The sequence below is a fragment of the Acinetobacter minutum genome, assembly GCF_035916735.1.
GTDB lineage: Bacteria > Pseudomonadota > Gammaproteobacteria > Pseudomonadales > Moraxellaceae > Acinetobacter.
Window position 1 is genome coordinate 34277 of record NZ_JAQIHG010000019.1, and the last position, 11895, is coordinate 46171.

The 11895-nt window shown below is 43.4% G+C and carries 7 protein-coding genes and 1 pseudogene; 2 read left to right on the top strand and 6 right to left on the bottom strand.

What is annotated here, in order from left to right:
• Positions 1-34 precede the first annotated feature (34 nt).
• Positions 35-799, top strand: a complete 765-nt coding sequence (locus PAE54_RS08865) for a cache domain-containing protein (protein WP_326519160.1) — start codon at positions 35-37, stop codon at positions 797-799.
• Here the strand turns inward: PAE54_RS08865 and PAE54_RS08870 are convergent.
• Both PAE54_RS08870 and PAE54_RS08875 read right to left on the bottom strand, forming a co-directional pair.
• Complete coding sequence (locus PAE54_RS08870; protein ID WP_326519167.1) at positions 761-1300, bottom strand: IS630 family transposase; 540 nt, start codon at positions 1298-1300, stop codon at positions 761-763. The genes PAE54_RS08865 and PAE54_RS08870 overlap by 39 nt on opposite strands.
• A complete protein-coding gene (locus PAE54_RS08875) occupies positions 1296-1772 on the bottom strand; it encodes a helix-turn-helix domain-containing protein (RefSeq protein ID WP_005262470.1) in 477 nt (158 codons plus the stop codon). Before PAE54_RS08875 ends, PAE54_RS08870 begins: the two co-directional genes overlap by 5 nt.
• An 80-nt stretch (positions 1773-1852) precedes the next feature.
• On the opposite strand from PAE54_RS08875, the gene PAE54_RS08880 reads away from it, so the two are divergent.
• Complete coding sequence (locus PAE54_RS08880) at positions 1853-2728, top strand: diguanylate cyclase (RefSeq protein WP_326519161.1); 876 nt, start codon at positions 1853-1855, stop codon at positions 2726-2728.
• 424 nt (positions 2729-3152) lie between these two features.
• On the opposite strand, the gene PAE54_RS08885 is transcribed toward PAE54_RS08880, so the two are convergent.
• The 4 genes and pseudogenes from PAE54_RS08885 to PAE54_RS08900 all read right to left on the bottom strand — a co-directional run.
• Positions 3153-4391 (bottom strand): HlyD family type I secretion periplasmic adaptor subunit, encoded by a 1239-nt coding sequence (locus tag PAE54_RS08885; protein ID WP_273778755.1) that lies wholly within the window; start codon positions 4389-4391, stop codon positions 3153-3155.
• Between the two features lie 53 nt (positions 4392-4444).
• On the bottom strand, positions 4445-6712 hold the full coding sequence (locus PAE54_RS08890; RefSeq protein WP_326519162.1) for a type I secretion system permease/ATPase: 2268 nt from the start codon (positions 6710-6712) through the stop codon (positions 4445-4447).
• A 54-nt stretch (positions 6713-6766) separates the two neighbouring features.
• On the bottom strand, positions 6767-8005 hold the full coding sequence (locus PAE54_RS08895; protein WP_326519163.1) for a TolC family protein: 1239 nt from the start codon (positions 8003-8005) through the stop codon (positions 6767-6769).
• 487 nt (positions 8006-8492) lie between these two features.
• Positions 8493-11895, bottom strand: a pseudogene (locus PAE54_RS08900) (hypothetical protein); the annotation flags it as partial.

Below are 11895 nucleotides of genomic sequence, written 5' to 3' on the forward strand. Positions count from 1 at the left end.
TTTCTTTTTATCGGGGCGCGGAATAGACAACAATATGCCTAAGGTCAAATATTTTATTCATGCTTTTCACCGTCAATACAATGACTCGTTAAAGATTAATCTTAGAACCTTAATTTTATATCTCGTTATATTCAGTGTTGCTAGCTTATTCCTGATCTCCCTGGCTGTGAGTTACTACATTCAGAAAAAACAACTCATAGAGAATTCTTTATCGATTAACTTTGATTACGCCCATAAAATCTCAATTAATGCTGATCAGCAGTTTAGGATTATGCTGGATCAGCTCGCCTATAGTGCCAACATTTTAGGAAAGAATTTCGATAATCAGGCTGTTTTGCAAGCTGAAGTTGCACGTCTGAAAAATCAGTCATCACAATTTAACAGTGTTTTAGTTTTTGATCATCAAGGAAAAATTAAAGAAGTCGCACCCCCAAGCCTGACTCTTAAAAAGAATATGGTCTTGCACACTCCAGGGGTAAAAGAATCCTTAAAGGCCCAAAAAACCTATATTTCTCCACCCTATTATTCTGCTGCAAAGAACCTAATTGTTGTCATCACACAACCGATCTATGATCAGAATAAGAAGTATCTTGGTTTTGTTAGTGGTTCTATTTATTTAAAAAAGAATAATATTATCAGTGAGCTACTCACAATTAAATATACTTATAAAGATGGTTATATGTATGTTATGGATAATAATAATAAAATTATCTTTCATCCTGAACGAGAAAGAATTGGAGAGACCGTAGTTAAGTATCAACTAAAAAGTAAACATGTATTCATTACCAAAACCCTTTGAAATCTGCCCAACCCAACGCTCTATTTGATCTGCCTTCATTACCTTAAAATCCCGCCAGTTATACTTCATCTGCTTCCAAACCATCTCAATTCTATTCAGCTCAGGACTATACGCAGGTAGAAAATACAAAGTCGTTGAATACTCTTGTACAAGAAGCTTGCGCCAATCTACCATCTGTTTGCTGCGATGAATCGAGGCATTGTCAACAATCAACACCAAAGGAACTTGATAGCTGCGTTTCACCTGTGCTGCTACACCCATCAAATAGGCATAAAACCAGCGACTGTTAACGGACTCCTGTAGGCAACTGGTGATCAGATGACCCGTTGACAGGAGACAACCCATCACATTAACTCGCTTTAGTCTTACAGCATCAACCGCATGAACATCGCCTATCTTTGTCCATGCATAACGGTTATCTGGCGTAGCCGAAAATCCTGTTACGTCGACATAGCCCAATACAATTTCACCACGTGCCGCTTGCTCACGTAATGCTTCAATTTGCTGTTGCGCTTGTCCAAATGCGGTCGGGTCTCTTTTTTTTCAAGCTGTGGCGGGTGCGTTTGAAGACCATGCCTGAATCTCGCAAAAACTTGCGAATAGTTTCAACAGACACGGACACACCGTGTTTTTCATGCAGTTTGACTCGGATTTGTTCTGCATTGAGTGGGCTTGTGTTGACCCACTCTAAGATTTGAGCCTGATAGTTTGATGTCAGTGTATTGGGACGGCCTGAGCGATGACCTTCTTGAATCGATTCAAACTGATGTAGCTCCCAATGTCGGCGTTGTAGCCTTATGGTTTCTGGGATACGCTCTTGTAACGCAGCAACTTCGGCAACAGTTTTACCTTCGGAAAGCCAGAGAATGGTTTGGGCACGTTGTCTTTCACGCCAATGTGCTGCATGCTTGGTCAGGAGAATTAGTTGTGCACGCTGTTCTAAGCTGAGTGGGACGGTAACAATCCGTGGCATGTGCAAACATCGTTTAACCAAAAATGTCTTTTCGCATGTTTAGTTATTTTTGTCAACTTAATAACACGGGGTTAGCTTTTATGAATCAGGCAAATTACGGAAAAATTCGTCTGATTAACAGCCGAGGAATTGATAATCTGGCGGGTTTCGCACGCGTTCCTTCCACTAACTGGATCGTGGTTTCTCAACAGCCAACCGAGTCTTTATTGGCTCAAGCCAGCTCTATTCTGTATAAGGTTGGCATTGGTATTTTCTTCTTCTATATTTTTGTTTTCTTTATAGTTTGGCGATTATCTCGTTTTATTTCTACACCTTTACATAGCCTGGCAAAAACAGCAGGTAATCTGAATAGTCCAGATGCGATTGCTCAAATTGAACAGGTGAATCCATGGTATTACGAAGTCTACAAATTTAAACTGTCCCTGTTGCTAAGTACCAAAAATTTCAATGAAAAAGTGACTGAACTCAATTTTCACGTTAATACAGACCCTTTAACCGGGCTATATAATCGACGTGGTATGAATCTGTTGATTAATGAATTGCTGAAGCAGAAAATCCGATTCTCGGTGATCGCAATTGATATCGACTTTTTCAAGAAAATTAATGATCACTATGGCCATGATCAAGGTGATCTGGTTTTGCAAAAGATGGCACAAATGATCAAGGAAAACTTCCGTGAGGATGATATTTGCTGTCGTATTGGCGGTGAAGAATTTATTGTGATCACCCCGAGAATAGATATACAGCAAGCTTATTTAAGTGCAGAACGTTTACAGCAAAAACTGGCCACGACACTGGTGAATGGTATAGGACCAATCACGGTTTCTATTGGTCTTTCATTCTGGTCTTCCGATACGTCAGCAGATATTAAACACGTCTTCAAGGAAGCAGATAATAATTTATATCGTGCTAAGGTTGAGGGTCGTAATTGTATTCGGTATACCGATCACACCTAATTTCTTAGGGATCTTTTAGTTAAATCAAAGAGATAATTAATGAGAGCTTAATGCTCTCGTTTTTTTGTGTTAAAACTGCCGGAATTAAAGTACACCATTGACGTACTTTAATTCATATACCAATATTTTCACCACGAAAATCAAAGAGCCTGTGACTTATAACGAGTATCACCAGCTACCACAAGCTCTATTTTTAGCTTTTAATTTCAGCCATATAATAAAAAATTAGTTTCTATTTATTCTTTTCTTATCCAGTTATGTTCTTTTTTCACAGTCAACGATTTATATTCATTTATTAATTGCTCTGAGCTATCTACATTTTCGTTTTCTTCGTGACAGGGAAACAATTTCAGATTGCTCTTTTACGTTTATGGCTAGCTAAAAATTCCCCACTTTTGATAGTGGGGATTAACGTATACAAGGATTAGCGCTCCTGCAATGCCTGCTTCATCCGGGTAATCGGCTTGATCAGATATTGGAAGATAGTTTTTTCTCCAGTCTTCACATCAACACTGGCAATCATGCCCGGAATAATCGGCATGGTTTTACCATTCTTATCGGTTAGTGAATTTTTACTGGTTTCCACCAAAATCCGATAATAGGCTTCGTCTGGATTCAGATTCAGTTCACTTGGTCGAGCCTTATCACGTAAGGTATCTGGACTGATGAGTGTAACTTTTCCTTCAAGCCCGCCATATAAGGCATAGTCATAAGCGCTGATCTTTACAATTGCCGGTAAACCTGGACGCACAAAGGCAACATCTTGTGGACGGATATAGGCTTCGACCAGAAGTTTGTCATTCAATGGAACAATTTCCATGATGTCCTGTCCTGCCTGAACGACGCCACCGACGGTATTAATCTTGATATTTTTGACAATGCCTCGTAGTGGTGCCCGAATTAAACTGCGGTCGACGGGATCAGCACGCATGGCCATATTTTCTTTGGCTTGTGCCAGTTCCGATTCAATTCGTACCAGCTCATTATTGGCATCTGCCGAATACTGATTGCGTTTTTCATTGATCTGCAGGGCAAGATCTGAGGATTGTCGGCGCATGCGCAGGAGTTCCACTTCTGACATCACACCTTCCGCTACCATCGGGGCGGTAATGCCTATTTCCCGGTCGAGCATCGCTTTGCTTCGAGCCAAGCCAGACACCGCATCATCAACTGCACGACGACGGGCGGCATAAGCAGCACGTTCACGACGTTGTAAGTCGGCACTAATCCCTGCAGGAAATTGAATGGCTGTGCCATAAGATTCTGCACGCAAGCGTGCAGCCATTGCTTCCAGATTGGCAACTTTTGCTTCACTTTCACGTAGAACCGCGGAACTCCGGGTATCATCCAGACGCAGTAAGATCTGGCCTTTTTCAACCACATCACCTTCTTTGACCAGCATTTCTTTGATGGTTCCCGGATCCAGACTTTGCAGGATCTGTTCACGGCTGGTCGGAATGACACTACCCTGTCCTCGGGTGACTTCCTCAACCGTACTGTTGTATGCCCAGATCACAAAAACAATCAGGAAGACAAACAGCAAACTGACGACCCAGAATAGCCCGGTGTGCTTCTCTTTTTGTAAAGCCGCGTTCAGATCATTAACCAGTTTAAGGTCTTTGGACTGAATCTGTTCCACTGGCGGGGTTTGATCATCCTTCATAGTTCACACTCACAATCTGTTCGTTATACCTGTCTGCAAACACTGAGAATTTTTTAAGCCTGATGCGGCATATTCATCACTGTTGCTTCTGCAGCGTCTGCGGGCTCAACGGTCACACCTTCCGGCTTCACCACTACAGTGCGTCTGCCGCTCTGGGGAGGGTTTGCGGTTTTGGCTGCATGTTGTGCACGCTGTTGTTCGGCCTGCTCATTTTGTGCCAGTTGTTGCAGGACCAAATCACGTGGACCATCCATGACAATTTTGCCTTGATCAATCACAATAATCCGGCTCACAATACTCAGCACCTGAGTACGATGCGTCACTACCAGCAGGGTTTTATTTTTACACCACTGATGCAAAGCGCTTAGTGCACGTTTCTCCGTCAACTGATCCAGACCTGTGGTCGGTTCATCCAGCAACACCACCCGCGGATTTCTTAAGGTTAAACGGGCTAAGGCTATGATCTGTTTTTGCCCACCGGACAGCCCCAAACCATCTTCACCCAAAGGCATATCCAGCCCTCTTGGATGGTTCTGGATAATGCTTTCCAGTCCAAAGCGTTTTAATGCGTTCAGTAAATCCTGATCGGTAGAAAAACCATCCTGACGTGCCAGATCCAGATTTTCACGCAGGCTCCCCAGGAACAGACGTGGAGCTTGTCCCAGCATGGCCACCTGATTGCGTAGGTAATTCGGATCCAGTTGCCGCAAGTCCACCCCATCGAGGGTGACATTGCCTTGGCTCGGTTCAAATAAACCGCTTGCCAGTTTTAGTGTGGTAGTTTTACCACTGCCGATTTTGCCGAGGATGCCGACTTTTTCACCCGGTTTAATTTGTAAATTCAACGCTTGTAGTACTTCTGGTGTATCAGGCTGATATTTAAAACTGACGTTCTGAAACTTCAGTTCACCCTCGACACGGTCCAAACTGATGTATTGACGATCAGGATGGCGTTCAATTTTACGATCAATAATGCTCTGCAACCCCTGCATCCCGACTTTGGCTTGCTGGAAACGGATGGCCAGACTCGCAATCTGTGCCAATGGTGCTAAGGCCCGCCCCGACAAGATCACCGCGGCAATCAATGCCCCCATGGTGATTTTACTGTTAGCATCTGGACTGTGAATCAGATAAGTACCGACGATCACCAGAATAACGGTGTTGAGCTGTTGCATACCCACCGAGAAATTCACCACAAAATTACTGAGGTCTCGGGTTTTAATGCCTGACGCTGCATTTTTGGCGGTATAAAAATCCCATTTTTCTTGTGCCCAACTGGTGGCGTTATTGGATTTCAGGGTTTCAATCCCTTCAATAGCTTCAACTGCAAGACCTTGGCGTTGTGAACTTTCACGCATAGATTCATTGATATAACGTGCCAATGGGCCTTGTGCCAGGAAACCGACCAACATCACAATCGGAATCAGGATCAGCGGAACCAGTGCTAGTTTTCCGGCGATCAGCCAGATGACGGTAATAAACAGCAGTAAGAACGGCAAATCCACCAAGACCAAGAGACTGGCACTGGTCATAAAGTCACGAACGGATTCAAACTCGCGCAGGTTATTCGCATAGGAACCGGAGGAAGCTGGTTTTTCTGCCAGATCCAGACTCATCACCCGTCTAAAAATAGCCGAGCTGATAATCAGATCGGCTTTTTTACCCGCCAGATCTGTTAGATGACCGCGGATCATTTTGGCGATGAACTCAAACGTAATGGCCAGAATCACCCCAATACTGAGTACCCAGAGCGTTTCATAGGATTTATTGGGAATGACGCGATCATAAACATTCATCACATACAGTGAACTGACCAAGGCCAAAAAGTTGATGATAAAGGTGGCCAGAATGACCTGATAATAGTATGAACGAAACCGCCAGATGACCTTCCAGAACCAGGCCTTGGGTAAATGATATTCAGGCAATTCAGAACGCAGATCACTGGCCAACTTAGGTTTGATAAACCAGCAGTAACCGAGATAACGTTCGCTGAGCTGTTGATGGGACAAACGTTGCTTTAAGCCATCGGTTTGCTGAATTTCATAATAACGTTCAGCGCCCTGACCTTCGATACGGGTCACCACTGCAGCTTCTTCGTTATGCAGCACAATCACCACCGGCATGGCCAATGACGGGATATCCAGCAGGTCTCGTTGCGCCAAGGTATTGTCAAAACCGTGGGTTTTCAGCACCTCACCCAGCGCATGATAGTTCACCTGCAAATTTTGGTCATGGGTCACTTGTGCCAGCAGGGTGACCACTGAAACTGGTGTCCCCAATAACTGGGTCACCAGTGCAATATGTTCAATAATGGATTTCATGATGTCTCTACCCAATTTTTATTTTTTTGCTGAGGCACAGCATGTGCAACCGCTTTAGCGGCTAACAGGCTGTGGTGACCATGCTGTTGTTGCCGGATCATGAGCCCATGCAGAAATCTGGGCCTTGGCACGTAAATAAGACAGTGCCGCCATACGAAAATCGTGTTGTGCACTGACATACGCCATTTCAACTGTGGCCAGTTCGTTATAGGCGTTCAGTACATCTACCAGTGTTTTACGCGCAATCTTGAATTGTTTTTCATTGGCAATCACCACATCACGCGATGCGATAATCTGCTGACTGCTGATGTCCATTTTCTGTTTACTTTGGAACATATCAATTTCAGCCGTCCGTGCACGTTCTTCAATGTCACGCTGAATCTGCCCCAAACGCGCCTGCGCTGCGACAATGGATTGTGCACCCTGCTCGATGGAATATTTGGTGCCTTGATTCAGTACATCCCAAGCCATATTGACATAGACCTGACTGTCTTCAGTGGTGACTTGCCCCTCCAGGTTGATACTTGGATAACGTTTAGCCTTACGGTATTTGAGTTCAGAACGGATACTGTCGAGTTCGGCCTGTTGTGCCTGCAATGACGGATGCGCCTGAATGTTGGCTGTATAGCGATCAATCACTTCAGTCGGGGACATATAGGCAAAAGGATCAATCAATCCCTCTTGATCCAGAACTTCGGGGGAGTATTTTTTGAGGTTACTAAGGGCAAAACCTAATTCACGTTGCAAGCTGCTAATACTATGCTCGACCTGCATCTGACGTGCTCGTGCTTGTGTCAGTTCAGAACGACGCCCTGGGTCATATTGCACAATAATCCCAATATCACGGGTAAATTTATTGTGCCTTTCCAGACTGCGTGCCTGTACGGCCAGAGATTCACGCGCACGTAAAGCCTTAAAATATTCGGTACCGATGGTGTAGCCCAACTCTTCCGCAGTCTCATCTATTTTCTGGTTGAAATATTCAGATTTCTTTTGATCACGCTCGACCTGAGCACTAATCGCACCAAAAGAATAGAGGTTTAAGCTGCCGCGTACCCCGGGCGTGAAACTTTCACTAACATAATTAGAACGGTTGTTGTGTGACTGGTTGAGAATCTGGTTGCCGGTCACTGCAAGGGTTGGGTAATGCAACGCCTTAGACTCTTTGACCTTACTGACCGCAGCCTGTTGATTGGCTTGTGCTTCAAGAATTAACGGGTCTTGCGTCAGCGCAATTTTTAATAAGGTTTTGAGTTCAACGGCATGAGCAGGCGAAATAACAAATAAAGCCATTAAAAGTGCAATACTTTGACTGGAGTGTATCGATCTGGCAAACACATTACACTTTTTCATAGGCTTCACTTCATTGTCTTATTATTTAATAAAATTACAGTTAATAAGTTATTACTTTTTCAAATTACTTTAATAACACTGTTTTACGTACTTATTATTTGGTTACATTTAACGAGATATAGTTCATTCAATAAATCAATTTCAATCAAAAACTTACAATTAATTTAAAATTTCTATGCCTAATGCTCTCCTTTATCCGGCTATATATTTGTTGTATTTTTTTATTAATATGAACCAGCTTAAGGGCAATTTCAAGCGTTTATTTGAACCTGTTTAGGAACTCAAAATGAAAGCTTTACCTCTTGACTCTGCTTCATTTCTCAACAGATTTTTTATTTCTAAATTATTACAAATTAAAAGGCACCCGATACGCGTATCGGATGCCTTGAAAGTGCAAGATTAAAGTCAATTCAACGGTCAAAACCAGTTATAACACACTGACACCGGTTACATTGGTGATGTCATTATCAATGAACACGGATGTTGTCACGCCTCCGGCAGTTGTCATTTGATATTCAACATACCCCCCTGTAAGCGTTGGGCCCACTTGTGTTGCATTGCTCAAATTCACTGTATCTCCCGTATTACCAAGGACATACAAGGTACTAGAACCGGTTACTTCAAGCACATCTGCTGCGGTGAGGGTTAAGGTTTGATTACCAGCACCCAGATTAATCTGTTCAATATTCTGGATGGTATTGACCAAGGTCAGATCCAAATTCTCAGTAGTAGTGAGGATATCAAATCCGGCTCCACCATCTACAGGCGTTCCGGCAGAATAGTTAATAGACTGATTCAGATCAGGTAAGTAACCAAAACTGACTGAACCCGAGTCTGTATCACCATCACGGTCAACCGCAGTAAACTCAAAAGTTGATATTCCTGGACTACCCGCATCATAAACATATCTGCCAGTCACCATATCCACTTTCAACTGATCACCATCGGCAGTATTAATGGTTAAAATATTGCCTGATAAAGTATCATCACCAGTCAATCCATTACCGCTCACATGTCCATTACCGTCATAATTAATGGTTAAACCATCGTAATTGATCGTTTTGACGTATCCCGGTCCATCGCCACCGTAATCCACTAGGTCACCAAATACTGGGTCACCACTGACATAAATTACACTGCCGACACCATCGACCAGTAGGCTGCCATCACTTAGTAATTTATTAATAACGACCTGATCAGGCGTTGTATTATTAGAGGTTAAGTCGATGCCGAATAACACGATTTCCTGATCGGTAACTTCTGTGCCTGAACCATAGGTTCCTGTAGAACTGACGTAGATCACAGTTGAGAGTACAGCACCATTTGCAGTTGAATCCAGTCCTGTCACTGGATCGACAGTTTTCGCTTCAACTCTTATATAACGGCTCAAGTTATTTTCCAAAGTACCCGAAATATAGTACTCATTGATTAACAGCGCGCGTAAATCCAAGACATCAACCGGATTGTTAGGACCAAGTCCCACGGCAAAATCTGTTACGACATCCCGTGGTGTAATGTCAGACAAAATACCGTCATTGTTAGTATCGCTGAGTAGGGTAAGGACACCAGGATCTGACGTTACCCTTTCCGTATTACTTGGAGTGAATGTCGCTCCTATACTGGCAGGGGCGGATTTGTATATTGCATCAACCGCAGCACTATCTTTCAGCACGGCAGTGAAACTAAAGAAACTGTTATACGTCGTTGTAGGGAGTGGAATCTGGGTTGAATTCATTGGGATATCGACATAGCCATTAGACAACATGGTGCTGTTTAGAGTGACTTGTAGCATATCCGTTTTGACGACCATACCATCGACATAGGTATAAGATAACTCAATCACATCCCCTTCTGCCGCATCACCCAAGGTTGTAAAATTCACCCGAAGGTCAATGGCGTTTGCTGTATTGGTTGCGATTTCACTTGGGGTCAAATAACCATCTTTAGGGCCATTATCATCCAGAATTGTGACTGTTAATTTCGCATTTGTCTTATTAGCCTCTGGCAAATAAATCGCACTGTCTGTCCCCGGTGGGGTCATGGTACGAATGATTTCTGTTTGACCTGTATCTACATTAATCCGGGCTGCTGTGATCGTGATGACTTCACCTGGTAAAGGAATCCGGTTGAAAATCACATCAATCGAATTCATCTGACCAGCAGGGCCACTACCACCCGGAACTACGTACTCTTGAACGGTGAAACCGTCAGTCACCCGGATAACATCTCCAGGTTTGGCTGAAGGGGCCAAATCAATCCGCAGGTTAATATTTGGTAAAGTATCTTCATAACGCCATTGGAAGACATCATTACCTGCACCACCTGTCAAGAAATCATCATTCATGCCACCAATGAGCAGATCATTGCCGTTTTGGCCATACAATTTATCATTACCGGCTCCACCATTCAGCAAGTCCTGACCATTACCACCATAGAGTGTGTCTGCCCCATCTCCACCGTACAATTTATCATTATCATCCGTTAGGGCATCTGGGGTTTCATCATCCCCATACATCACATCATTGCCTGTTCCACCAATAAGGATGTCACTGCCGGCTTTACCATAAACGGTGTCATTACCGCTTTTCGTAAAGTAGACATCATCCCCTGAAGTCCCCGTCACGGTATTTTCTGGCACATAAACTTTGTTAGCGAGTGTTAGACCAAAGGTTTCAACCGCACCAAAATTATCCGTAAAACCGGTAACCGGATCAGTTGGTAAAGTCGTTGTGACTGTAGACAAACCATCACTGGCTGTTAAGGTTGCACCTGCCATCAAGGTACTGGTACTTCCTTGCATTAAACCACCGATGGTCTGATACAAAGTCGCCAGTAGCTCATTCGCAGATTGATTGGTTAAAGCTGAGGTTCCTGCCGTGATATGGAAGGTCAAGTTTCCTGTAGCGTTCCAAGAAATTGAGAGTCCTAATTCGTGGGCAACCTCTTGAAGGATTAAGTTTCCTTCTTTAGTGCTCAATAAGCCACGGAATGTATCCAATTGGCTACTTGATAGAAGCGTTAAATTAACTTCGGTCAGATTATTTTGTTTTGCCCAAACCATCATGGTTTGTGTCACATCTGAAGAAGTTCCAGAGTTATAGTGATCAAAAATGTTGATAAGGTTGGTTTCAACAAAACCTGTAAGGTTGGTTTCGGTAAATGTCGCGAGTAGATTCACTGCACCGCCCGCAATACTACCATTTTGGAAGTGCACATCAGGTCGGTCATCTTCGATATTAATCGTCAATGCCGTTGGAACACTTGCCGAGTTGCCGGCCAGATCCGTGATATTCAGATCAAATTGCAACTGTAAGACATCTTCCAGATTGATATCTGGATGATCCAAAGCTGCTTTTAATTCAAATTCATAGCTACCGTCTGTATTGATGGTAAGCCGCGCAACTTCAGTGACAGGGCTCGTTGCAATTGTACCAATCAGAATGTATTGTCCGGCTACCGAGTCAGTCGGTGTGAAATGACTCCAGGTGACTGGTAAACCTCCCGATGTAAGTGATGCAATCGGCAACCCTGAGGACATACTGATGACATCCACCGTATTTGACACAGAGATTGAAGACAAGGCTTCTGAGAAAACAATTTGATTACTCAAAGTTGAGACTGCAGTTGCAGAATTTGTGGTATCCATTTCTGCTGGTATTGAATCTTTGATACCACCTTTTAAACCTTCTTCAGATACGCTATTGGTTGAATCATCAAGCATCTCTGGTGGTGTTACATCAATTGTATAGTCTTGACTGGCTGAGGCAGTGTAGTCATTGCCTGCAATATCATAGACTTTAACGCTACCATCAACCTGGGTGTCACTATCG